Genomic DNA, 24,753 nt, shown 5'->3' with positions numbered 1-24,753 from the left:
GATCGTGATGGAACAGAATACTGATATTCCCAAAGCTATTGATACTCCAAAAGCCAGTGATATTCCAAAATACAGTGTCCGTGGCTTCGACATTTGGGGCTTTCGTGACATGGAACAGGTGCTCAATCATCTGCTGAGCAGTGGCCCGGTGAAGACCGGCACGCTGGTGGCAATGAATGCAGAGAAACTGCTGAAAGCCGAGGATGATGCCGCTCTGCGTGACCTGATTAGTGACGCTGAATACCTGTATGCCGATGGCATCAGCATGGTGCGCGCTATCCGCCGTAAATATCCGCAAGCGCAACTGTCGCGAGTCGCGGGGGCCGACTTGTGGGAAGCGATAATGCAACGCGCGGGTCAGCAAGGGACGCCGGTATTTCTGGTCGGCGGCAAGCCAGATATTCTCGCCGAAACCGAAGCCAAGTTGCGTGCGCAATGGAATGTGAATCTGGTGGGCAGTCAGGACGGTTATTTCACTCCAGAACAGCGCGAAGCGCTATTTGCCCGGATTGCGGCCAGTGGCGCGGCAATCGTCACGGTTGCCATGGGGTCGCCTAAACAGGAAATATTTATGCGTGATTGCCGTAAAGCATACCCTGATGCGCTCTATATGGGGGTTGGCGGCACTTACGACGTCTTTACCGGCCATGTTAAGCGAGCGCCCAAAATATGGCAAAATATGGGGCTGGAGTGGCTATATCGTCTGTTGGCGCAACCCAGCCGTATCCGTCGTCAATTCAAGTTACTCAAGTTTGTTGGTTATTATTACAGCGGTCGCTTGTAATAACCTTTTTGGCTTCAGGGTCAAGTTTGGCCCTGAGGTTATAAACCCTCCTATATTCATTTCCCTAATTAATACTGCCAGTGATTAATTCCATTATGGAATTAATTTCAGTATTTTTATTCCATAAAGTTTTAGTTTCTTATTTGCTTATCTGACCCAGATACGGAACGATACCGGCCGATCAGGTTTTTTCGGTCATTCAAGGGCCGTTTTTCTATTATTTAATCTGTATTAATAATTAAGCTAAATGTTTCATTTGGTCGTTAATTTTATATTGAATAATAAAAACAACCGGGGAATCCGGAGCAGACACATCAGTTGGTTATAGAGGATATATGGCAGACAACGAAGAGAAAAAAGGATTACACCGTGGGCTGGAGGCCCGACATATCGAACTGATAGCGTTGGGCGGTACCATTGGAGTTGGGCTATTTATGGGGTCTGCCAGCACATTAAAATGGGCGGGGCCGTCGGTCTTACTGGCTTATATTATTGCGGGCTTATTTGTATTCTTCATTATGCGGTCAATGGGCGAAATGCTCTATCTGGAGCCGGTTGCCGGCTCTTTTGCCGTGTATGCACATAAATATCTCAGCCCCTATTTCGGCTATCTAACAGCTTGGGGTTATTGGTTTATGTGGATAGCGGTGGGGATATCTGAAATTACCGCGATTGGCGTGTATGTTCAGTTTTGGTTCCCAGAAATGCCGCAATGGTTACCCGCTATTGCGGGGGTGGCAATAGTGGCGCTGGCTAATCTCGCGGCGGTCAGACTGTATGGTGAGCTGGAGTTCTGGTTTGCGATGATCAAAGTCACCACCATCATTGTGATGATTCTGGTGGGGTTAGGGGTTATTTTCTTCGGTTTTGGTAATCACGGCCAGGCCATTGGTTTTGATAACCTGACAGCCCACGGCGGCTTCTTCGCTGGGGGGTGGAAAGGCTTCATGTTTGCGCTGTGTATTGTGGTGGCATCCTATCAGGGGGTTGAACTGGTGGGGATTACGGCGGGTGAGGCGAGGAATCCGCAAGTCACATTAAAGCGAGCTATCAATAACATCCTCTGGCGCATCCTAATTTTCTATGTCGGCGCGATTTTCGTGATTGTCACTATCTTCCCGTGGGACGGCATTGGGACGGGGGGCAGCCCGTTTGTACTGACTTTTGCCAAGATAGGGATAGTTTCAGCCGCGGGTATTATCAACTTTGTGGTGCTCACCGCCGCGCTGTCGGGGTGTAATAGTGGCATGTATAGTGGTGGGCGCATGTTGTATGCGCTGGCGAAGAACCGCCAGTTGCCGGCTGTCCTGACTAAACTGTCTGCCAGCGGTGTTCCGGTTTACTGTATTGCCGTCACGATTTTGTGTTTGCTGGTGGGGTCGAGCCTCAATTACATCATTCCTAATCCACAGCAGGTGTTTGTGTATGTTTACAGCGCCAGCGTGTTGCCGGGCATGGTGCCGTGGTTCGTGGTTTTAGTCAGCCAATTGCGTTTCCGACAGGTACACAAAGAGGCATTGAAGCAACATCCGTTTAAATCCATCATGTTCCCCTATGTAAACTATCTCACCATCGCTTTCCTGATTTGTGTGTTAGTGGGGATGGGCATTAACCCAGATACTCGGTTATCTTTGTTGGTTGGGGTGATTTTCCTTGGCTTGGTGACGGCCTGCTATTTTAGCTTGGGAATGCATAAACAGAACGTAGCTGACACAAAGCGGCTATAAAACCAGCGAATAGGGCGGAGTGAGGGCTAGCAATAGCTGACTTTTGCGGCAGAGTGTGCAAAGCGTAAGCAAACACACCATTTCTTCTAAAAAAGCACTAGACAGCCAAGTATTAAAACCGTAGTATCCTCACCCGCAACGGCGCTAAGCGCCCGTAGCTCAGCTGGATAGAGCGCTGCCCTCCGGAGGCAGAGGTCTCAGGTTCGAATCCTGTCGGGCGCACCATTAATTTTGTGTGCAAGAGCTGCGGTGGTAAGATTGCCGCGTACGACGAAGTCGAAGTAAGCTGTAAGTAGTAGGAAGTTATGGTGGCTATAGCTCAGTTGGTAGAGCCCTGGATTGTGATTCCAGTTGTCGTGGGTTCGAGCCCCATTAGCCACCCCAAATTTTGTGGAACATGCGATGGTGGCGGAATTGGTAGACGCGCTAGCTTCAGGTGTTAGTGTCCTTACGGACGTGAGGGTTCAAGTCCCTCCCTTCGCACCACACAAAACATGTAGATTTTATTAAGATTTACATGGACATAGGTCGAAAGACCATGTAGAGTAAGCAGTAAGAAATCGGCGAGTAGCGCAGCTTGGTAGCGCAACTGGTTTGGGACCAGTGGGTCGGAGGTTCGAATCCTCTCTCGCCGACCAATTTCAGAAGAAACCCCGCAATGCGGGGTTTTTTTTCGCCTGCATTTTGTCTCAGTCTTATTTTTTTCAAGTCTACTTCCCCTGTTACTCATCTCCCTTATCATCTCATTCTACTATCCGTAGCTGTGTTCATTCCTCTGGCATAAGAAACTGCTGTCGGCCCTTTTTGATCAAATACAGCATGTAGCCTGGCCAGAACCTCTATTTATTGAGTAAGAAGTGAAGTTATCTGGTGAGAAGTGAAGTGTTGGTTTTTTGCGACAAAAGCCAGATGCTTTGTCTCTAAACAGAGACACGTAATTAACTGATAAATATAAAGAAAAAAAATGTCAGTTTATAACGTCGTTTTGTAGCGACAGATCACTTTGATAGGATGAATATCAGTATGATGGGATGAGTGTATTACAGGATGAGTGAGTATAAAAATAAAATAATTAATTATCATATAATTACGGGATTTTTATTGAGAGCGTGAGTAAAAAACCCGCCAAGTTTTACGACTTGGCACGCTAAGTGCATTATCTACCCTGTAGATGCTCATCCCACTTATTATGATAGCTTGGTTTTATAACCAATATAGCTTCATAAACCCAGGGATGACGCAGAGCCGATTTTAGGGTGCCTATTGTCCATGTAAACGATGTTGCATATCTTCATCACATACCGGGCATAACGTTGAGTGAGGCACCGACATTGTTGTCTGTAGACCTGAAAATTTCAGACGCTTGCCTTTTTGGGCAAGCGTTTTTTTTTGCATACCCTTCGTCCTTGAAGCCGCAGGGTTGTTAGCTGCGCGCACTTACCCGAATCACTTACTTGAGTAAGCTCAGCGGGATGCGTTTGCTGGCTGCCTACCTGCAACTCCAATGACTTTGGGTACTCTTGACTACTTGAAGCCGCAGGGTTGTTAGTTGCGCGCACTTACCCGAATCACTTACTTGAGTAAGCTCAGCGGGATGCGTTTGCTGGCTGCCTACCTGCAACTCCAATGACTTTGGGTACTCTTGACTACTTGAAGCCGCAGGGTTGTTAGTTGCGCGCACTTACCCGAATCACTTACTTGAGTAAGCTCAGCGGGATGCGTTTGCTGGCTGCCTACCTGCAACTCCAATGACTTTGGGTACTCTTGACTACTTGAAGCCGCAGGGTTGTTAGTTGCGCGCACTTACCCGAATCACTTACTTGAGTAAGCTCAGCGGGATGCGTTTGCTGGCTGCCTACCTGCAACTCCAATGACTTTGGGTACTCTTGACTACTTGAAGCCGCAGGGTTGTTAGTTGCGCGCACTTACCCGAATCACTTACTTGAGTAAGCTCAGCGGGATGCGTTTGCTGGCTGCCTATCTGCAACTCCAATGACTTTGGGTACTCTTTGCTACTTGAAGCCGCAGGGTTGTTAGCTGCGTGCACTTACCCGAATCACTTACTTGAGTAAGCTCAGCGGGATGCGTTTGCTGGCTGCCTACCTGCAACTCCAATGACTTTGGGTACTCTTGACTACTTGAAGCCGCAGGGTTGTTAGTTGCGTGCACTTACCCGAATCACTTACTTGAGTAAGCTCAGCGGGATGCGTTTGCTGGCTGCCTACCTGCAACTCCAATGACTTTGGGTACTCTTTGCTACTTGAAGCCGCAGGGTTGTTAGCTGCGCGCACTTACCCGAATCAGGGGTAAAGAAAAGGCCCCCGAAGGAGCCTCAGACTGCTGACAAAGCCAAATGAAGGGGAATCGTGCCGTTGGGGTCACTTTTAGTTTCAAACACAAGTACGTGAGCCACCGAAGTACTCCTAGGTGCGGTAAACCCTTCACTCACTGAGCTACTCGCGTGCTATCAAAGTGATTCGCCATTCTGCCGCAGAGTGAGCAATAGCCCCTCGCGGCGTGCCTGTGCGGCATCCTCAGGGCGGTGTAGTTTATCCAGGGCATCTGCCAGCCATGCATAATCATACCCGTCTGGGCGCTGTGCAAGCGCGGCTTTAAAGGCCTCACTGGCTTTTTCCCATTCCCCATGTTTCAGCATTAACTGGCCCAAAGTGCTATTGAGCAAGGGGGTGGCTCCGTGCTGTTTGATGTGCTGGCGTAATGATTTCTCCAGTGGCTCCGGATTGCCAGATTTCAACCGTGGGATCAATAACACCAACCGCTCATCATACTGGCGCTTCAGACCATCCAGAATGATTTGCTGGGCGACATCACTGTCATCACATTCAATCAGATGTTCCGCTAAGGCGACTTGCAGTGGGATCTCATTGCGCACTTTGCGGCTTTGATCTTTCCACCAGCGTTTCAGGCCATCGCTGCCTTCTTCTGCCATACATTGATTCATTATGCCAATATAAGCTTGCTGCTCCAGCGCGGCGATTTCCTCAGCGGTATGCACCTGGGCTTTGTTCATTGCCGGTAAAATTTCCAATAATGAACTGTAAGCACCCGAACGCAGATAAGCAAGTTCGGCCAAACGCAGCACTTCCGGATGACGAGGGGCTTGATCCAAGAGCCGGTCAACGCCATGACGAGCTGCATGCACATGCCCTTGTGCCAACTGAATGCGTACCCGAGTGATATCGACCGGCAATTGCTCGGTATCAGCCACTTCTGCTGCTCGCTCAAGATATTGATTGGTACGGAATTCATCACCGCGTTGCTGGGCCGCTTCCGCCGCCAGTAGATAATTTACCATCGGCTGTTCAGCATGATCGGCATTGCGCGTCAGTAGCTTCTCAACTTGTTTGAAATCACCTTCAGCCAGTTTGATCAGTGCCGCCCTGGTTTGCTTGCGGGCGCGGGTGCGTTTGCGGCCCAAGAACCAGCCTCGGGTGCGGGCGCCGGTGCGGAAAATACGGCGCAATATCCATTCCACTATCAGGAATGCGACCAACACCAAGACCAACATAATGACCAAACCGGTGACGCTGGTTTCGACGTTATAGTTGTCAGTCTGGATTAATACATAGCCCTGATGACCTGCCAGCATAGGGCCAAGGACGATCCCGGCAGTCAGAATGAGGAATAACAGTAAGACTCGCAGCATACTTATTCCCCCTGAGTGGCGACTGGCGTCTGTGCCAGTAAGTTACGAACCCGGGTTTGCATCAATTTTTCCAGCATCGGCTGGCTTTTCAATTGATCAGGTACATCCATTGAAATTGATTGCTGACTTAGGTTCTCCAATTCATCCAGAAACGCCTTAGTGTTCGGGTCATTCACATCAAAATAAGCACGCACCCAAGTGGAAATCGTCTCTAGCGATTGTTTATACACTTCATCCTGATGTCGAGGCACGGCCTGAGCGGCTACCAGCAAGCGGGAGCGGATATTTTCACGTAAATAAACATCCTGATTGGGTGCTAACAGTGGCTCAGCGCTACTATCACGGCGGCGAATAGTAATGAAGTCAGACATAAAGCTATGCCAACTTTTAGTCAGATTCTGACGCCATTCAGCTAACGAGCTGGACAGCTCATCGCTATTGGCATCCATCGGCGAATCATCAATATTATTATCGGCGAGACGCAGATTATCGACTTGATTAGACAATTGATTCAGTTTGAGAATGATGCCGTCGAAATCGACTTGAGAAACCGCCGACAGGGCGCTGATATCTTCCGTTAATGCACGGCGCACGTCGATAAGGCTCGGGTCATTCATATCTGCCAGGCTGGCATCGGCACTTTTCAGTAAGGTCGCCGCGGTGGTGACGTCTTGATCACTCCACAGTTTGCGCCCAGCCATTTTCACCAGAAAATCAGCTTGTGCCAGCAACCAGGTTTTAGCATCGCTTCCTGAAATCGTGGCGACTTTTTCCTGTAACTCATTCAACTGACGCGTCAGCGATGTTTGTTGGCGGTCAGCCGCTTCCAGCGCCTTGCTTTGCTGCTGCAATAATGACTCAAGTTGCTGTTTTTCCTGCAACTGACTCTGTTTTAATTCAGTTAGCTGTTGTTGTAGCGCGATATTGGCCGCTGCTTGTAACTGAGCCTGCTGCTGTCCGTGATAATAAAGCCCAGCACCTAGCGCGATGACCAGTGCAATAGCAATGGCTCCCAGAATTGGCCCGGTTTTTTTCTCCTGGCGGACTTCTGGTTCTGGCTGTTGGTGCCTCTCAGCCGCAGTGGTTGTCTCTTCCACTGGCGCGGATGGGGTATTTTGTTCCGTCATATTGGGCATCCCATAGTCAGGTTTCAGGTTTATTGAAAATCTTGTAGTGCGCGGATCAGCGCATCATTATCAGCATTGTCCGCTACCCGGATATGGCTCCAGCCCATTTGGGCCGCTAAGGTAGCGAGGCGGTCACTCACCACCACTAATCGGCAGCGGAGCAACCAGGACAAACGATAATAATCAGGAACCAAAGTATAGATCTGTTGCAACATTTCGCCGCTGGTCACCACCAGAATATCGACTCCGGCACGTTGCCAGTGCGCACTTTGTTCACTGCCATCATAAAATATCGGGCTGCGTTGATAACATTCGCAAAAAGTTACCGTGGCTCCCCGCTCAGTCAAGCTTTCACCGAGCAGCTCGCGCCCGCCATTACCGCGTAATAACAGCGCCTTCTTGCCCGCCAAATTTTGCAAGTCGGGCAATGATAACAGCATCTCGCTGGTCTCTCCCGTGGGGGGGAAAGTGACGTGCAAACGGCTGACGGTATGCAATGCTAATGCTGTGTTACGACCAATAGCATAATAAGATAACTGTGCAGGCCATGACAGGTTATTTCTTTTTAACAGCGGGCTAGCGTAGCGCACCGCATTCTGCGACAAAGCAAAAACCAAGTCACCGGCTTGCATATCTTGCAGTAATGCGGGCAGTTTTGGCAGGTCTTCGCCGGGAGAAAAATCAATCAATGGCGCGTGATAGGCAACCCGGCCCAGCGCACGCAGGCGGCTGACTAACTGCTCCCCGGCAGGGGATGGACGGGTTACCAGAATTGTCATAGTGGTGGATTATCCCGATAAACTTCAGCCAGAATTTCGCGCGCGCCCCTAGCTAGCAACTCATCGGCCAGCTCAATACCCATTTGCTCTGCATTTTCAGCCGGCCCACGGCGCTCACCGCGAATAATCTCGCTGCCATCGGGTACGCCAACCAGTGCGCGGAGCCACAGTGTATCGCCATCCAATTCTGCATAACTGCCAATAGGGACCTGACAGCCCCCTTCAAGGCGAGTATTCATGGCGCGTTCTGCACATACGCGCAATTCAGTGTCGCGATGATTCAGTGGTGCCAACAGTTTGCGGGTAAAATCATCGTCCAGACGGCATTCAATGCCGACCGCGCCTTGGCCAACCGCAGGTAAGGATTCCTCCGCCGGCATGGCATAGCGAATTCGTGTTTCCAGCCCGAGGCGCTTCAGGCCTGCAACCGCCAAAATAATGGCGTGATATTCACCTTTATCTAACTTGGCAAGACGAGTGCCGACGTTACCGCGCAGATCACGGATAATCAGATCCGGGCGGCGTTCGCGCAATTGGCACTGGCGGCGCAAGCTTGAGGTGCCCACGATGCTGCCAGCAGGCAGGTCATCCAAATGGGCATAATTCATTGATACGAAAGCATCACGAGGGTCATCTCGCTCACAAATCGTTACCAGACCCAACCCGTCGGGGAAGGCGATCGGCACATCTTTCATCGAATGAACGGCAATATCGGCACGGCCGTCCAGCATCGCCAACTCTAATTCTTTGACGAACAAACCTTTACCACCGACTTTGGCCAGCGGCGTGTCCAGAATGATGTCCCCACGGGTCACCATTGGCACTAATTCGACTTGCAGACCGGGATGATTGGTTTGCAGTAAATGTTGAACATAATGTGCTTGCCATAAGGCGAGCGGGCTTTGTCGGGTGGCAATTCGAATAATTTTGTCTAACATTTCTTGTTACCGTTTTTATATTTTACGGCCCATCCTACCATTGACCGGTGAAAACTGTCAGTGCGGTAGCCACATCAACCGGGCGGATAAGAGCATAGGAAAGCCACTATTCTAACAAATACTTGTCTGGATAAGGGGTTTATAGCTTTGTTACTGACAAAGTGGTGTTCGCTGCGTGTTTCTGCGGGTGTATTTGCCCAAGAGTGGCGGGGGTCGCTAATGACCTTGGCAATAAATAGACGTTATAATTGTGGAGATAGCTTTACTTTCTTTACGGTCAATCGGCAAGGTGTTAGATTGATCACGTTTCCAGCAATAATTCGTTAATTGTTATTCAAACAAAATGTCTTCAAACAAAATGTTTTTTGGTCAGTTCAACAAAAAGTACATTTTGGGTGAAAGTCAAAAAAAGTCATAAACGAATCTGGAACACGGGTTTCTTTCTAAGCACCGGAACAATTCTAAGCACCGGAATAACCAGGCGAGACGTCTTGTACCTCTACATCGAGACACTGAAACAGCGACTGGATGCGATCAACCAATTACGAGTCGATCGCGCCTTGGCGGCCATGGGGCCAGCCTTCCAAAAGGTCTACAGTCTGCTACCGACCCTATTACATTGCCATCACCCACTGATGCCAGGTTACCTTGATGGTAACGTTCCCCATGGCATCTGCCTTTTCACGCCCAATGAAACGCAACAGGATTATCTCTCTGAGGTTGAAGCCAAATGGGGCCAGCCTTTGCAGCAGAATGTGGGCGGTGAACTGCCGATTACCGGCCTCTACTCAATGGGAAGCACGTCATCTATTGGTCAGTGTCATACATCCGATCTCGATATCTGGGTGTGTCACCAAGCCTGGCTTGATACCGAAGAACGCAACCGCCTGCAAAAGAAATGTAGCCTATTGGAAAAATGGGCCGCATCAATGGGTGTTGAAGTCAGCTTCTTCCTGATAGATGAAAACCGTTTCCGCCATAACGCCAGTGGCAGTCTGGGTGGTGAAGATTGCGGCTCCACTCAACATATTTTATTGCTGGATGAGTTTTACCGCAGTGCGGTTCGTCTGGCTGGGAAACGTATTCTGTGGAATATGGTTCCGGTTGAAGAAGAAAATAATTACGATGATTACGTGCTGTCGCTGTATGCGCAGGGCGTACTGACGCCGAATGAATGGTTGGATTTGGGCGGTTTGAGCACCCTGTCAGCGGAAGAGTATTTCGGGGCCAGTTTATGGCAATTGTATAAGAGTATTGATTCGCCTTATAAAGCGGTGCTGAAAACTGTCCTGCTTGAAGCCTATTCGTGGGAATACCCTAACTCCCAATTATTGGCGATGGAAATCAAGCAGCGGCTGCATGCCGGTGAAATTGTGGCGTTTGGCCTTGATGCTTATTGCATGATGCTCGATCGCGTCACTCGCTATCTGACCCAAATCAATGACACCACCCGCTTGAATCTGGTGCGCCGTTGTTTCTATCTCAAAGTGTGTGAGAAATTATCTCGCACGCCCGCTAGCGCTGGCTGGCGGCGTGAGATTCTCAGCCAATTAGTCAGTGAATGGGGCTGGAGTGACGAGAACCTGGCGGTGCTGGATAACCGCGCGAATTGGAAAATTGAACGGGTGCGTGAAGCGCATAACGAGCTGTTGGACGCCATGATGCAAAGCTATCGCAATTTGATTCGCTTTGCGCGGCGCAATAACTTGAGTGTCAGCGCCAGCCCGCAGGATATCGGGGTTCTGACCCGTAAATTGTATGCGGCATTTGAAGCTTTGCCGGGCAAAGTGACACTGGTTAACCCGCAAATTTCACCGGATCTTTCAGAAGAGCATCTGACCTTTATTCATGTCCCTGCGGGCCGTGCTAACCGCCCGGGTTGGTATCTGTATAATCAAGCGCCGTCGATGGATGCTATCGTCAGCCATCAGCCGCTGGAATATAACCGTTATCTGAATAAATTGGTGTCATGGGCCTATTTTAACGGCCTGTTGACTAGCAAAACACGGCTGCATATTAAAAGTGCCAATCTGTGCGATACCGTGAAACTGCAAGAGTTGGTGACAGATATCTCTCACCATTTCCCACTGCGCCTGCCCGCGCCAACACCTAAAGCGCTGTATAGCCCGTGTGAGATTCGCCACTTGGCGATTATCGTCAATCTGGAACATGACCCTACTGCGGCTTTCCGTAATCAGGTGGTTCATTTTGATTTCCGTAAACTGGATGTTTTCAGTTTTGGCGAGCAGCAGCAATGCCTGGTCGGGAGCATCGATTTGCTGTACCGCAACTCATGGAATGAAGTGCGAACCCTGCATTTCAGTGGTGAGCAGGCGGTATTGGAAGCCCTGAAAACTATTTTAGGCAAAATGCATCAGGATGCAGCACCGCCAGAATCCGTGGATGTGTTCTGCTATAGCCAACACTTACGTGGCCTAATTCGTACCCGTATTCAACAATTGGTTTCTGAATGCATTGAGCTGCGCTTGTCCAGCACTCGTCAGGAACCGGGCCGTTTCAAAGCGGTGCGGGTTTCTGGGCAGACTTGGGGGCTATTCTTTGAGCGCTTAAGTGTCTCGGTGCAGAAATTGGAAAATGCCGTCGAATTCTACGGGGCGATTTCCAATAATAAGCTGCATGGGTTATCGATTCAGGTCGAAGCCGATCAAATTCATCTGCCGCCGGTAGTCGATGGTTTTGCTAGCGAAGGGATCATTCAGTTCTTCTTCGAAGGCACCGCAGATGAGAAAGGCTTTAATATTTATATTTTGGATGAGTCAAACCGCGTTGAGGTTTATCACCATTGCGAGGGCAGTAAAGAGGAGTTGGTGCGGGATGTCAGCCGTTTCTATTCATCTTCCCACGACCGTTTTACCTACGGCTCCAGCTTTATCAACTTCAACTTGCCGCAATTCTACCAAATTGTGCAGTTAGATGGCCGGACTCAGGTGATTCCTTTCCGCAGCAATACGCTGTCTCACCTGCATATTGCTGATAAAGAAACCTCCGCGCCAGCCCAGCAGTTTCAGCTACATTAACTTGAACAGTAAAAAGACACGCCAAAGTGTGTCCTTTTCGCAGATTACTGACCACGCTAAATGAAGGGGAATCGTGCCGTTGGGGCCGTAACGGCGTGAGCCGTCGGAGTGTCCCTAGGTGCGGTTAACCCTTCATTCACTGAACTCTCAAATAAGTTCGGTTAGCCAAAACTCACATCTTCCCCGGCTTGGGCGGTCACGGCTTCAGACAATTTAGTAAAGAATTCTTCGCCGCTACGAGAGCAATACCAATGCCCTTCGCGGTAATCAAAATGGTAACCGCCCGCTTTAGTCGCCAGCCATATCTGATGTAATGGCTCTTGGCGGTTGATAATAATCTTACTGCCATTTTCGAAAGTCAGGGTCATCACCCCACCATTGGTTTCATAATCAATATCGCTATCGCCGCTAAAACCGTCCAGTGTCTCTTCAATGTAAAGTGTCAATTGATCGGCTAACTGATGAAACTCGCTGTCGTTCATATTCAATTCCTATTGCTTTTCATGATCCACCTGCGATTATAGAGACCTTAGACGCGTGATTCACAGGCATTAATACATTTACCGGCGTCAAAACAATTTACAGGCGTTAAAAAATGAAGAAAAAATTATATTGGTCACTTACCGCGCTGATGGTGTTAGCACTTGCCGGTTGCGGCCTGAAAGGCCCGTTATACTTCCCACCGTCAGATAAGCCCAAGGTGGAAACGGCACAACAAGACAGCGGCCAGGTCGATAAGAATCAGCAGGGTGTGCCGGGTGAATCGAAACCGACCCAGAGTATCGCTGGGCCACAGTGACCCTCCCTAGCGCAGCCAGATTGAGCCAATACCGAAAATTTAGCCGGTAAATAAAAGTCAGCGGAGTATGAAATGCAGTTCTCCAAAATGCACGGTCTTGGCAACGACTTTATGGTTGTCGATGCAGTTACCCAAAATGTTTACTTTTCGCCGGAGTTAATCCGCCGATTAGCAGACCGGCACACTGGCGTGGGCTTTGATCAGATGTTGGTGGTTGAGCCGCCCTATGATCCCGAGCTGGATTTTCACTACCGCATTTTTAATGCCGATGGCAGCGAAGTCTCTCAGTGTGGCAATGGCGCGCGCTGTTTCGCCCGTTTTGTACGGCTGAAAGGGCTGACCAACAAACGCGATATCAGTGTCAGCACCCAAACGGGCCGCATGATATTGAGCGTGACTGAGGATGAACTGGTTTGCGTCAATATGGGCGAACCCAATTTTGATCCGCAATCCGTCCCTTTCCGGGCGACTAAAGCGGAGAAAACCTACATTTTTCGCGCCGCTGAGCACACGGTATTATGTGGCGTCGTCTCGATGGGCAACCCTCACTGTGTGATGCAGGTTGACGATGTTTCGGTGGCCAATGTTGCCTTGCTCGGCCCAGTATTAGAAAGCCATGAGCGCTTCCCCGAACGGGCCAATATCGGTTTTATGCAGGTGGTGAGCCGTGAACATATCCGCTTGCGGGTGTATGAGCGCGGAGCCGGTGAGACTCAAGCCTGTGGCAGTGGGGCTTGTGCGGCAGTGGCGGTTGGCATTCAGCAAGAATTGTTGGGTGAAGAGGTTCATGTCGAATTGCCGGGTGGCAGCTTGCATATCAGTTGGAAAGGGCCGGGTCACCCGCTGTATATGACCGGGCCGGCGACACATGTTTATGACGGCTTCATTCATCTATAGTATACCCGTCATACTTCAAGCTGCATGTGTGTTGGCCGCCTTCGTTCACCCCAGTCACTTACTTATGTAAGCTCCTGGGGACTCGCTCAGTTGCCGCCTTCATGCAACTCGAATTATTTAGGGTATAAATATTCATTATGACGGGTGTGATATGAAAAGTTCTGAGGAGCAGGCGCTAGCGGGTATCGAGTTAGACGACGATGCCGTGATGCAGTATTTATTGCAAAATCCCGACTTCTTTATCCGCAATGCTCGTTTGGTTGAACAGATGCATATTCCTCACCCGGTAAGAGGCTCAGTCTCGCTGGTGGAATGGCAACTGGGGCGTCAGCGTAATCAGATAGGTCAGTTGGAAGAAGAGATTACGTTACTGATGGAGCAGGCGGGTCTGAATGAAGTGTTATTCAACCGCCTGCTGCAATTGCAAAGTAACCTCGCAGCCGCCAGTAGCTTGCAAGATATGCTCAATCGCTTGCAGCGCTGGGCCAGAGATTTCGGGCTGTCCGGGGCAAATGTCAGGTTATTCACTGACCGCTGGCAAACTGGCGCGCCCTCTGATTTCACCCATTTGGGGCTGCCTCGCCATGCTTTTGAGCCGATGCGCATTCAGCGGTTGGGTAATGAGCGGCATTATCTTGGCGGCTTAAACGGGCCGGAATTGCTGCTGCTATTGCCTCAAGCGAAGCAAGTTGGGTCGGTGGCGTTATCATTGTTGGGCAAAGACGGCGATCTGGGGGTAATTATCTTCAGCAGCCGCGATACACAACATTATCAGCAGGGCATGGGCACGGTGATGCTGAATCAGTTATCTACATTACTGCCGAGCTTGCTGGAGCGCTGGATAGAGCCAGTATGACCGAATTTAGTGCTTCGCTTGCCCCGCAGGTCGAGGCTTTCTTGCGTTACCTCAAAGTTGAGCGCCAACTCAGCCCGCTGACTATCACCAGTTATCGACGTCAGTTGCAGGCGCTCATGGCAATAGGCGAGCAAATGGGCCTGGCGCACTGGCAGCGGCTTGATGCTGCTCAGGTGCGTTCCTTAGTTTCCCGCAGTAAACGCGCCGGTTTACACTCATCCAGCTTGGCTTTACGGCTCTCGGCTTTGCGCAGTTTCCTCAACTGGCTGGTCAGTCAGGGTGTTATGTCAGTCAATCCCGCCAAAGGGGTCAGTACCCCGCGCTCTGGCCGCCATCTACCGAAAAATATTGATGTCGATGAAGTCGATAAACTGTTGGATATCGACTTAAATGACCCACTGGCCGTGCGCGACCGGGCGATGCTGGAAGTGATGTATGGCGCGGGTTTGCGTTTATCGGAGCTGGTCGGCATGAACTGCAAACATGTGGATCTGGCGAGCGGCGAAGTGTGGGTAATGGGCAAGGGTAGCAAAGAGCGCAAAGTCCCCATCGGCAAGACGGCGGTCAAGTGGCTAAAGCATTGGTTGGAACTGCGTGAATTGTTTGAACCGCAGGATGATGCCATCTTTTTGGCCAATACCGGTAAGCGAATTTCCGCGCGAAATGTACAAAAACGCTTTGCTGAATGGGGCGTAAAACAAGGGGTTAGTAGCCATATTCATCCTCATAAACTGCGGCATTCTTTCGCCACCCATATGCTGGAATCCAGCGGCGACCTGCGCGCAGTGCAAGAATTACTGGGCCACGCCAATCTGACCACCACACAAATTTATACTCATCTCGACTTTCAACATCTGGCAACAGTGTATGATGCTGCTCATCCACGGGCCAAACGAGGCAAATCCTGATGCATTTTTATCGTCCACTTGAGCGTATCTCCGCCATTACTTTCGATTTGGATGACACTCTGTATGACAATCGGCCGGTGATATCCCGCACAGAACAAGAGTCTGTGGCATTTCTACAGCAATACCATCCCAATTTGGCGCAGTTACAAGCCGCAGATTTGCATGGTTTTCGCAGTGAATTACTGGCGCAAGATCCGGATATTTACCACGATGTCACTCAGTGGCGCTGGCATGCTATCGAGCTGGGTCTGATTCGCCATGGCTTGAGTAAGTCAGAAGCGCAGTGTGGGGCCGATGCGGCGATGGAAAACTTTGCCCTATGGCGTAGCCGCATTTATGTGCCGCCAGCCACTCATGACACTCTGAGCGCGCTGGCGGAGCATTATCCGCTGGTGGCCATCACCAATGGCAATGCGGATCCCAAAGCTTGCGGGCTGGATAATTATTTCCAGTTTGTTTTGCGCTCCGGCCCCCATGGCCGCGCCAAGCCTTTCCGCGATATGTATCATAAGGCGGCGAATCATCTGGATATTCCGCTGAAACATATCTTGCATGTTGGTGACGACCTGACCACGGATGTTGCTGGTTCGCTACGTTGTGGCATGCAAGCTTGCTGGATTAACGACCGTCAACAAAACCTGATGGCGGCCAGTGATAGCCGATTATTGCCACATATTGAAATTTCACAGTTGGCTTCCCTGACAGCATTGCTATAATCCTCTGCAATAACTCTGTATAAATTCACAGTGGAATGATGTTAAAATCGCCGGAAAACCGGCGATTTGGCTATTTTCCCTTACCCGATAAACGGTGCCTATGGACGTTTCTGATCTGCTCGACAGCCTGAATGAAAAACAACGCGAAGCCGTGGCCGCGCCACGCTGCAACCTGTTGGTACTGGCCGGTGCGGGCAGTGGTAAAACCCGGGTGCTGGTGCATCGCATTGCCTGGCTGTTGTCAGTAGAAAATGCCTCTCCGTACTCCATTATCGCGGTCACCTTTACCAATAAAGCGGCGGCTGAAATGCGCCACCGTATTGAGCATTTGATTGGCACCAGTCAGGGCGGGATGTGGATTGGGACTTTCCACGGTCTGGCGCACCGGTTGCTACGTGCTCACCATATGGATGCCAATCTGCCGCAGGATTTCCAAATCCTCGACAGTGACGACCAACTGCGCTTATTGAAACGCTTGGTTAAAGCATTGAATTTAGATGAAAAACAATGGCCACCACGGCAAGCAATGTGGTACATCAACGGCAAAAAAGATGAAGGGCTACGTCCACAGCATATTGAGAGCTACGGCAACCCGGTCGAAGCCACGTGGCTGCGTATCTATCAAGCCTATCAAGAAGCTTGTGACCGCGCGGGGTTGGTGGATTTTGCCGAGCTATTATTGCGTGCGCACGAGCTGTGGCTGAATAAGCCGCATATTCTGAATCATTATCGCGAGCGCTTTACCAACATTCTGGTGGATGAGTTCCAAGATACTAACAACATCCAATATGCTTGGATCCGCCTGCTGGCGGGGGATCGCTCCAATGTGATGATTGTCGGCGACGACGACCAATCAATTTATGGCTGGCGCGGGGCGCAGGTGGAGAATATCCAGCGCTTCCTGAAAGATTTTCCCGGCGCTGAAACTATCCGATTGGAGCAAAATTACCGTTCAACCAGCAATATTCTGACGGCAGCGAATGCCCTGATTGCCAATAATGACGGCCGCATGGGGAAAAATCTGTGGACTGAAGGCGCTGAGGGCGAGCCAATCTCGCTCTATTGCGCCTTTAATGAGCTGGATGAAGCCCGCTTTGTGGTGAACCGCATTAGAGCCTGGCGCGACAATGGCGGTGCGCTGAATGATTGTGCCATTTTGTATCGCAGCAACGCCCAATCGCGTGTTTTGGAAGAAGCTTTATTGCAGACGGCCACGCCATACCGTATTTATGGCGGTCAGCGTTTCTTCGAACGTCAAGAAATCAAAGATGCATTGGCTTATCTGCGCCTGATGTCCAATCGCAATGATGACGCGGCCTTTGAGCGGGTGGTGAATACACCAACCCGTGGTATTGGAGACCGCACCTTAGATGTGGTGCGCCAGACTGCCCGTGATCGCCAGCTAACGTTGTGGCAATCCACCCGCGCCATGTTGCAGGAAAAAGTGCTGGCAGGCCGTGCGGCTTCTGCGCTGCAGCGTTTTGTCGAGCTGGTGGATTCACTGGCGCATGAAACCGCAGATATGCCGTTGCATGTCCAAACTGACCGAGTGATGCGCGATTCTGGTTTGTGGTCGATGTATGAGCAGGAAAAGGGCGAAAAAGGCCAGGCGCGTATTGAAAACCTTGAAGAACTGGTCAACGCGACCCGTCAATATAGCTATCAAGATGAAGATCAGGATTTGATGCCATTGCAGGCATTTCTCTCACATGCGGCGCTGGAAGCGGGAGAGGGCCAGGCGGATGCTTATCAGGATGCCGTGCAGTTGATGACTCTCCATTCAGCGAAAGGGCTGGAGTTCCCGCAGGTATTCATCGTGGGTATGGAAGAGGGCATGTTCCCCAGCCAGATGGCACTGGATGAAAGTGGGCGGTTGGAAGAGGAACGGCGGTTGGCCTATGTGGGGGTCACCCGCGCGATGCAAAAGCTAACACTCTGTTATGCCGAGAGCCGCCGTCTGTATGGCAAAGAAGTGAATCATCGGCCATCACGTTTTATCGGCGAACTGCCGCAGGAGTGTGTTGAAGAAGTGCGGCTGCGCGCGACAGTTTCCCGCCCGGTCAACCACCGCAGCATGGGGACGCCGATGAACGAAAATGACAGTGGCTTCTCACTAGGCCAGCGGGTGCGCCATCCTAAGTTTGGCGAGGGCACCATCGTCAACCTGGAAGGCAGCGGTGAGCATAGTCGGTTGCAAGTGGCTTTCCCCGGCGAAGGTATTAAGTGGCTGGTGGCGGCTTATGCCCGATTAGAAGCTGTCTAAGTTTACCCTGCAATATCAATAGGCTTGGGTAAACCCTGTGACTCAATGCCGCAGCGGTATTAGCGGCTCTCGCTCCCATCCTGAGCCGCCAGTTTTGCATCGGTTTCTGCTTGTAGCAGAATGGCTTTGCCCATCCACTGGGTAACATCCTGAATCCCAGCATCATCTAAATGCCAAATATCTTTCAGCACCATAAACACCTCTGATCCATAAATTAACGAAAATGCATGAATCACCCGTTGCAGTGCTTCTGGTGTTAATTTCCCTTCCAATGGCTCAACCGCCAGCTTTAACAACCGCTTACGGTTACCACGGACTAACTTCTCTTCATTGTTTGGATTGCTGCGGCTATCGGCCCATTGTTGCAAAGACAAGTGCAGCGCGGCTCGCAGCACGCCCTCATGTTGCAACATACGCGGATAAGCAAAAGACAGTAATTCAGCAATACGCTGGCGGGCATCGGGTTGAGTAGGCTGCCATTCCAATATTGGCCCAAGACTCTCATCGACCATGGCAGAAACCAAGGCACTTTGTGTCGGGAAATAGCGGTAAGCCGTGGCACGGGAAAGCTGGGCGGCATTGGCGACTTCAGTTATTGATGGAAATGCGCCTTGTTCATACATTGACATCGCGGTGTCAATAAGTAGCCGCCGGGTTCTGGCCCTGATGGTGGTTAGCGATGGAGGGGCGCGTTCTGGTTTATCTTGATAACTCACGGTCACTCCATGATCTAGAGATCGTATTTTTGCTCACTATAACAAACCGTTCGCACAAATCGCCATGAATGCTCTCCATATTCAGATTATTTTTGAGACTGTAGTCTCATATTTAAGTTATATGCTTTGCGAAAATGATACTACAGTCTCAATATGCTTCTATCTTAACCAACTCGCTTCATTTCTTGTGACATTCCGCATTCATAGAAGGATGTTCAGATGCCCCGTCATATTTTTATCGCGACCACGACAGATACCAAAGGCGATGAGCTGACTTATGTCAGTGAATTGATTAAAGCAACCGGCCTGACGACGGTCACGGTTGATTTATCGACCAAAGCAGGTCAGCACGCTGGCGGCGCTGATATCACGGCCGAAACGGTGGCGAGCCATCATCCTGATGGGCGTCAGGCCGTCTTCTGTGGTGATAGAGGGCGGGCGATAAGTGCGATGGCGGTGGCTTTTGAGCGTTTTATTGCCAGCCGTGATGACGTGGCTGCGCTGTTAGGCTTGGGCGGCTCCGGCGGCACGGCACTGATAACCCCTGCGATGCAAAGTTTACCTATCGGTATTCCTAAGCTGATGGTGTCAACCATGGCTTCTGGTGATGTTTCCGGCTACATCGGTGCCAGTGATATCGCCATGATGTATTCGGTCACTGATATTGCCGGGCTTAATCGTATTTCCCGCCGTGTGCTGAGCAATGCGGCCCATCAAATTGCCGGTGCGGTTTATTTTGCACAAAAAGAAGAAATCGCGACCAATGATAAACCGGCGCTGGGTTTGACCATGTTTGGTGTGACAACCCCCTGTATTCAAGCGGTTAGCGCGGCATTATCGGCAGAATATGATTGTTTAGTGTTCCATGCGACCGGCAGCGGCGGCAAAGCGATGGAAAAATTGGCCGAAAGCGGCTTACTGGCAGGGGCGCTGGATTTGACCACCACCGAGGTCTGCGACCTGTTATTTGGTGGGGTATTAGCATGCGGCCCTGAAAGGTTTGATGCTATTGCTCACAGCCAAATTCCTTACGTCGGCTCTTGCGGTGCATTAGATATGGTTAATTTTGGTAACCCCGCCACCATTCCGACGAAATATGCCGACCGCTTGTTCTATGAGCACAATGCGCAAGTCACATTGATGCGTACCTCCGAGCAAGAAAACATTGAGATGGCGCGCTGGATTGGCGAGAAGCTTAACCGCTGCGAAGGCGAGGTGCGTTTCTTAATTCCACTGGGCGGATTTTCAGCGCTAGACGCACCGGGCCAACCTTTCTGGGATGAAAAAGCACTGAAAGCTTTTATCCACACGCTGGAAGAAACCGTGATTCAAACTGAAAAACGCCGTCTGGTGCACTATCCATTCAATATTAATGACCCACAGTTTGCCCAAGCTGCGGTAGAAAACTTTAAAGAAATAGCAAAGAGCCGATCCCATTAGGGCCATTACTGCTCACTGTAAACTTCGTGGAGAAGCATATGCCAAAATTTCAACGCCAGGCCATATTGGCTAAATTCCGGGAAATGATTGCCCGCCGTGAGCCGATTATCGGCGGCGGTGCGGGTACAGGTTTGTCGGCCAAATGTGAAGAAGCCGGCGGTATTGATCTTATCGTCATCTATAACTCGGGCCGTTATCGCATGGCCGGTCGCGGTTCGCTGGCCGGTCTGCTGGCCTACGGCAATGCCAATGAAATTGTGGTCGACATGGCAAAAGAAGTGTTGCCAGTGGTCAAGAACACGCCGGTGCTAGCGGGGGTCAATGGTACTGACCCGTTCTGTCAGTTTGACCACTTCTTGGATCAACTGAAAGCATTGGGTTTTTCTGGTGTGCAGAATTTCCCAACAGTGGGTTTAATTGACGGGAATTTCCGCGCTAACCTTGAAGAGACCGGCATGGGCTATGGTCTGGAAGTGGACATGATTCGTCTGGCTCACGAGAAAGATTTACTCACCACGCCGTATATTTTCAGTGCCGAAGATGCTGTCGCCATGACTCAAGCGGGGGCCGATATTATTGTTCCTCATATGGGGCTGACCACCGGCGGCAATATTGGTGCTGACACCGCGTTGAAGCTGGCTGACTGTGTGCCTCTGATTAATGAATGGGCCGCAGCCGCAAAAGCGGTGCGCGAAGATGTGATTGTGTTGTGTCACGGCGGGCCGATTTCTACCCCAGAAGATGCTCAATACATCTTGGATAATTGTCCGCAATGTGATGGTTTCTACGGTGCCAGCTCCATGGAGCGGTTACCAACAGAAATTGCACTGACGGATACCACTAAGCAGTTTAAAAATATAAAACGTTGATTATTTTGCCAATACCAAGGGAAAGCCTGTTCGTGATTTTTGCTGGATTATCAGCTAAATAAAGATGCAGGATACACAAAACCGAAGTCGAAGCTGGCTTCGGTTTTTTACTGATATTATTACTGATAGCGCGCGCCAATATCAGCCGTCGCATACCACGCCAATAGGTTGCTGACTTTCGCTTCACCCTCGGCGGGTGACCAACTGGCGAAGTATTCGGCAGTAATGGGTTGGTAAGGGCCGTGTTTAACTTCAAAAATAACCGCCCCTTCTTCCAGTGAGAGCACGGCGTGCCACACATTAGCGGGGATCTCCAGAATAGCGGTTTCCTGGCCCAATAGCGCACGGTGGGTGACTTTTCCTGCATCATCAAACAGCAGCACAATAAAGCTGCCGTGTAATGCTGTCAGTAATTCCCAAGTGTGAGGGTGGCGATGAGGGCGAACATAAGTCTCTGGCTCCATCGCAATCGCCAGGCGCTGTATGGGGTCGTCGAGCTGTGGGTGGAAGTTAAGATTGGCTCTCTGACGCGGTGACTGCTGGGCTTGCTGGCTCAACTGCACCAGAGATTGTTGGGTGATTTGCTTCATTTTGGTCAAATATCCTTAAGAGTGGCTGACTGTAATCTAGCGTAAACAGAGCAATGTTATACCTGTCATACTTCAAGCTGCATATGTGTTGGCTGCTTTCACTACTCGGCCCGTCCATGGGCCTCGCCTCTGCGAGGCCGCTGCAAGCAGCGTTCAAATCTGCGGGCTAGCATAAATGCTGTTCAAATCGGTTCCCGACCGATTTGTTGCTCAATTGCCGCCTTTCTGCAACTCGAATTATTTAAGGTATATAGCTGCGTGCTGTTGGATAATAAATGTTGCCGCTCAGAACTAAAAATTGTGCTCATGAATTAACACCTTTTAACCGGTTGACAGCCTTTTTCTTCTCGGCGTAACATGCGCGCACTATTCTTGATGAGGACATTCGCCTTGGACACACCCAGTAGATACTGGCTCAATAACCTGTTCATATGGTGCAACTTCTAAGGCTATCCTCATATTTGCTGATAGCCTTCGTGGTTGTCAGCGGCCCCGCTAAACTGCCGCTGTGAGTCAGATCTCCCTATGGTCTGAAACAAAGGGTATTTCAATACTGACCTGTTTCTGTGTTTCAATGTGTTTTCCCTATCCATCACCGCAAGGGAGTTTTGGCACATGCTGAGCGCATTTAAATTAAGTAACAATCGCTTATCCCGTTTGGAGCTGGATGAATCAGATGACCTGACTTCCTCACTTTGGGTCGATTTAGTCGAGCCAGAAGAGGGTGAGCGGGAACGCGTCCAGAATGAGTTAGGGCAAAGCCTGGCGACACGGCCAGAGTTGGACGACATCGAGGCCTCCGCACGATTCTTTGAAGACGAAGACGGCCTGCATATCCACTCCTTCTTCTATTATGAAGATGCTGAAGACCACGCCGGTAACTCAACTGTGGCATTTACTATTCGTGATGGCCGCCTGTATACGCTGCGCGAACGCGAATTACCGGCATTTCGCTTGTATCGCATGCGCGCGCGTAATCAAACACTGGTTGACGGCAACGCCTATGAATTGCTGCTAGATTTGTTTGAAACTAAAATTGAACAGCTGGCAGATGAAATCGAGAATATTTACAGCGACTTGGAAGCCTTGAGCCGCGTCATCATGGAAGGCCAGCAGGGCGATGAATATGATGCTGCGCTCTCCACACTGGCAGAACAGGAAGATATCGGCTGGAAAGTCCGGTTGTGTCTAATGGATACCCAGCGGGCGCTGAATTTCTTGGTGCGTAAGGCCCGTTTACCCAGTGGCCAGTTGGAACAGGCCCGTGAGGTACTGCGCGATATCGAATCTCTGTTGCCGCACAATGAATCTTTGTTCCAGAAAGTTAACTTCTTGATGCAGGCGGCGATGGGTTTTATCAACATCGAGCAGAACCGCATTATCAAGATTTTCTCGGTGGTGTCGGTGGTGTTCCTGCCGCCCACCTTGGTGGCGTCCAGCTACGGGATGAACTTTGAATTTATGCCGGAATTGCGCTGGTCGTTTGGTTACCCAGGGGCAATCAGTTTGATGATTATTGCCGGGTTAGCGCCATATCTCTATTTCAAACGCAAGAACTGGCTTTAACCTTCGCTCTTGAAGCTGCAGGGGTGTTAGCTGCGTTCACGCACCCGAATCACTTACTTATGTAAGCTCATCGGGATGAGTTCGCTTGCTGCCTACCTGCAACTTCAAGTTCTTTGGTTATCAATTCATAACTCAATGAGTAACCGGCGTTTTTGTAGGCTTGATATCTAGGTGCGCAGCTTGCGTTGGGTGTAAAGCGCATCCAAGGTGAACAGTAACAGCGCCGCCCAGATAAAGACGAAAGTGACCATTTTATCGTTGCCGATAGTCTCGCCATAGAAAGTGACCGCCAGAATAAACATCAGCGTCGGCCCCAGATATTGGAAGAAGCCCAGCGTTGATAGCCTTAAACGCGTGGCGGCGGCGGTGAAGAACAATAGCGGAATAGTGGTAATCACCCCTGCGGCGGCTAACAGAACATTCAGCGACCAAGTATTGGCGGCCATATGGCTGGTCGGGCTGTCGGCAATAAAGAACAGATAAACTGCCGCAATCGGCAATAGCCACATTGTTTCAACCAACATACCGGTTTGGGCATCAATCCCCAGTTTTTTGCGAATTAAGCCATATAACGCAAAGGTAATCGCCAGGCCCAAACCAATCACGGGCAGCGAACCGAATTGCCACAGTTGAATGAGCACGCCGCCGAACGCCAGCGCCACCGCAACCCATTGCATGCGGCGAAAACGCTCGCCGAGAAATAGCATGCCAAATAACACGTTGACCAACGGGTTAATAAAGTAACCCAGACTGGCTTCCAGCATGTGGTTGTGGTTGACCGCCCAAATGAATAATAGCCAGTTACTGGCGATTAGTACGGCGGTAACAGCCAGTAATAACAAACGTTTACGGTTTTTAATGGCGCGGCGAACTTGGGGCCAATTGCGGCTGACAGTCAGTAAAATCAGCATAAAGAAAAATGACCAAATAATCCGATGAGTCAAAATTTCATCAGCTGGCACCTGTTGGATGAGCTTGAAATAAGCAGGGGCAATACCCCAAATAAAATAGGCAGCCAGCGCAAAAAAAATGCCCTGACGGGTTCGTTGTTTATCCATGGTGTGGCTCAGAAC

At 50.3% G+C, this 24,753-nt stretch carries 20 protein-coding genes and 4 tRNA genes; 16 read left to right on the top strand and 8 right to left on the bottom strand.

Annotation, left to right across the window (positions count from 1 at the left end):
• Window positions 1–7 precede the first annotated feature (7 nt).
• The 6 genes from wecG (at window position 8) to OP863_RS18805 (ending at window position 3,149) form a co-directional block, all read left to right on the top strand.
• Window positions 8–784, top strand: a complete 777-nt coding sequence (wecG, locus tag OP863_RS18830; protein WP_038638164.1) for a lipopolysaccharide N-acetylmannosaminouronosyltransferase — start codon at window positions 8–10, stop codon at window positions 782–784.
• A 335-nt stretch (window positions 785–1,119) separates the two neighbouring features.
• The gene (gene thrP, locus OP863_RS18825; RefSeq protein ID WP_145589494.1) at window positions 1,120–2,511 is read left to right on the top strand and encodes a bifunctional threonine/serine APC transporter ThrP; all 1,392 of its coding nucleotides are present in this window, start codon (window positions 1,120–1,122) and stop codon (window positions 2,509–2,511) included.
• 148 nt (window positions 2,512–2,659) lie between these two features.
• Window positions 2,660–2,736, top strand: a tRNA-Arg gene (locus OP863_RS18820).
• Window positions 2,737–2,819: 83 nt separating this feature from the next.
• A tRNA-His gene (locus tag OP863_RS18815) sits at window positions 2,820–2,895 on the top strand.
• A 15-nt stretch (window positions 2,896–2,910) separates the two neighbouring features.
• A tRNA-Leu gene (locus OP863_RS18810) sits at window positions 2,911–2,997 on the top strand.
• A 75-nt stretch (window positions 2,998–3,072) separates the two neighbouring features.
• Window positions 3,073–3,149, top strand: a tRNA-Pro gene (locus OP863_RS18805).
• Between the two features lie 1,829 nt (window positions 3,150–4,978).
• On the opposite strand, the gene hemY is transcribed toward OP863_RS18805, so the two are convergent.
• The 4 genes from hemY to hemC are packed head-to-tail and all read right to left on the bottom strand — an operon-like array spanning window position 4,979 to window position 9,022.
• On the bottom strand, window positions 4,979–6,178 hold the full coding sequence (gene hemY / locus OP863_RS18800) for a protoheme IX biogenesis protein HemY (protein WP_145589496.1): 1,200 nt from the start codon (window positions 6,176–6,178) through the stop codon (window positions 4,979–4,981).
• A gap of 2 nt (window positions 6,179–6,180) precedes the next feature.
• Window positions 6,181–7,305, bottom strand: coding sequence for a uroporphyrinogen-III C-methyltransferase (gene hemX, locus OP863_RS18795; protein WP_038638173.1), 1,125 nt, complete (start codon window positions 7,303–7,305; stop codon window positions 6,181–6,183).
• A gap of 29 nt (window positions 7,306–7,334) precedes the next feature.
• The gene (gene hemD / locus OP863_RS18790; protein ID WP_038638175.1) at window positions 7,335–8,084 is read right to left on the bottom strand and encodes a uroporphyrinogen-III synthase; all 750 of its coding nucleotides are present in this window, start codon (window positions 8,082–8,084) and stop codon (window positions 7,335–7,337) included.
• The gene (gene hemC / locus OP863_RS18785) at window positions 8,081–9,022 is read right to left on the bottom strand and encodes a hydroxymethylbilane synthase (protein WP_265525703.1); all 942 of its coding nucleotides are present in this window, start codon (window positions 9,020–9,022) and stop codon (window positions 8,081–8,083) included. Before hemC ends, hemD begins: the two co-directional genes overlap by 4 nt.
• Window positions 9,023–9,513: 491 nt before the next feature.
• Here hemC and OP863_RS18780 point away from each other — a divergent pair, with 491 nt between their 5' ends.
• Entirely contained in the window at window positions 9,514–12,060 is a 2,547-nt protein-coding gene (locus OP863_RS18780; protein ID WP_145591054.1) for a class I adenylate cyclase, read from the top strand.
• Between the two features lie 161 nt (window positions 12,061–12,221).
• On the opposite strand, the gene cyaY is transcribed toward OP863_RS18780, so the two are convergent.
• Complete coding sequence (gene cyaY / locus OP863_RS18775) at window positions 12,222–12,542, bottom strand: iron donor protein CyaY (RefSeq protein WP_145589500.1); 321 nt, start codon at window positions 12,540–12,542, stop codon at window positions 12,222–12,224.
• 113 nt (window positions 12,543–12,655) lie between these two features.
• Here cyaY and lptM point away from each other — a divergent pair, with 113 nt between their 5' ends.
• The 6 genes from lptM to uvrD all read left to right on the top strand — a co-directional run bounded on the left by lptM (window position 12,656) and on the right by uvrD (window position 18,499).
• Window positions 12,656–12,859: an LPS translocon maturation chaperone LptM gene (gene lptM / locus OP863_RS18770; RefSeq protein WP_038638186.1), complete on the top strand. Its 204-nt coding sequence runs from the start codon at window positions 12,656–12,658 to the stop codon at window positions 12,857–12,859.
• A gap of 72 nt (window positions 12,860–12,931) precedes the next feature.
• Window positions 12,932–13,756: a diaminopimelate epimerase gene (dapF, locus tag OP863_RS18765; protein WP_038638189.1), complete on the top strand. Its 825-nt coding sequence runs from the start codon at window positions 12,932–12,934 to the stop codon at window positions 13,754–13,756.
• 151 nt (window positions 13,757–13,907) lie between these two features.
• Complete coding sequence (locus tag OP863_RS18760) at window positions 13,908–14,612, top strand: DUF484 domain-containing protein (protein WP_145589501.1); 705 nt, start codon at window positions 13,908–13,910, stop codon at window positions 14,610–14,612.
• A complete protein-coding gene (xerC, locus tag OP863_RS18755; protein ID WP_072089229.1) occupies window positions 14,609–15,520 on the top strand; it encodes a tyrosine recombinase XerC in 912 nt (303 codons plus the stop codon). The genes OP863_RS18760 and xerC overlap by 4 nt, the downstream gene beginning before the upstream one ends.
• The gene (yigB, locus tag OP863_RS18750; protein ID WP_038638195.1) at window positions 15,520–16,236 is read left to right on the top strand and encodes a 5-amino-6-(5-phospho-D-ribitylamino)uracil phosphatase YigB; all 717 of its coding nucleotides are present in this window, start codon (window positions 15,520–15,522) and stop codon (window positions 16,234–16,236) included. Before xerC ends, yigB begins: the two co-directional genes overlap by 1 nt.
• Window positions 16,237–16,336: 100 nt before the next feature.
• A complete protein-coding gene (gene uvrD / locus OP863_RS18745) occupies window positions 16,337–18,499 on the top strand; it encodes a DNA helicase II (protein WP_038638198.1) in 2,163 nt (720 codons plus the stop codon).
• Window positions 18,500–18,558: 59 nt separating this feature from the next.
• Here uvrD and OP863_RS18740 read toward each other — a convergent pair whose 3' ends face one another.
• Window positions 18,559–19,215 (bottom strand): TetR/AcrR family transcriptional regulator, encoded by a 657-nt coding sequence (locus OP863_RS18740; protein ID WP_145589502.1) that lies wholly within the window; start codon window positions 19,213–19,215, stop codon window positions 18,559–18,561.
• A 219-nt stretch (window positions 19,216–19,434) separates the two neighbouring features.
• On the opposite strand from OP863_RS18740, the gene OP863_RS18735 reads away from it, so the two are divergent.
• Window positions 19,435–20,655, top strand: a complete 1,221-nt coding sequence (locus OP863_RS18735) for a Tm-1-like ATP-binding domain-containing protein (RefSeq protein ID WP_265525702.1) — start codon at window positions 19,435–19,437, stop codon at window positions 20,653–20,655.
• 38 nt (window positions 20,656–20,693) lie between these two features.
• Complete coding sequence (locus OP863_RS18730) at window positions 20,694–21,524, top strand: phosphoenolpyruvate hydrolase family protein (RefSeq protein ID WP_038638208.1); 831 nt, start codon at window positions 20,694–20,696, stop codon at window positions 21,522–21,524.
• 119 nt (window positions 21,525–21,643) lie between these two features.
• Here OP863_RS18730 and OP863_RS18725 read toward each other — a convergent pair whose 3' ends face one another.
• On the bottom strand, window positions 21,644–22,114 hold the full coding sequence (locus OP863_RS18725; protein ID WP_145591058.1) for a WbuC family cupin fold metalloprotein: 471 nt from the start codon (window positions 22,112–22,114) through the stop codon (window positions 21,644–21,646).
• Window positions 22,115–22,729: 615 nt separating this feature from the next.
• Here OP863_RS18725 and corA point away from each other — a divergent pair.
• Window positions 22,730–23,680, top strand: coding sequence for a magnesium/cobalt transporter CorA (corA, locus tag OP863_RS18720; protein WP_004391303.1), 951 nt, complete (start codon window positions 22,730–22,732; stop codon window positions 23,678–23,680).
• Between the two features lie 167 nt (window positions 23,681–23,847).
• On the opposite strand, the gene rarD is transcribed toward corA, so the two are convergent.
• On the bottom strand, window positions 23,848–24,738 hold the full coding sequence (rarD, locus tag OP863_RS18715) for an EamA family transporter RarD (protein ID WP_145589505.1): 891 nt from the start codon (window positions 24,736–24,738) through the stop codon (window positions 23,848–23,850).
• Window positions 24,739–24,753: the final 15 nt, after the last annotated feature.

This window comes from Yersinia sp. SCPM-O-B-9106 (C-191) (assembly GCF_026183365.1).
Classification (GTDB): domain Bacteria; phylum Pseudomonadota; class Gammaproteobacteria; order Enterobacterales; family Enterobacteriaceae; genus Yersinia; species Yersinia rochesterensis.
Note: the sequence above shows the minus strand (reverse complement) of the source record. Positions and strands in the feature narration are given on the sequence as shown.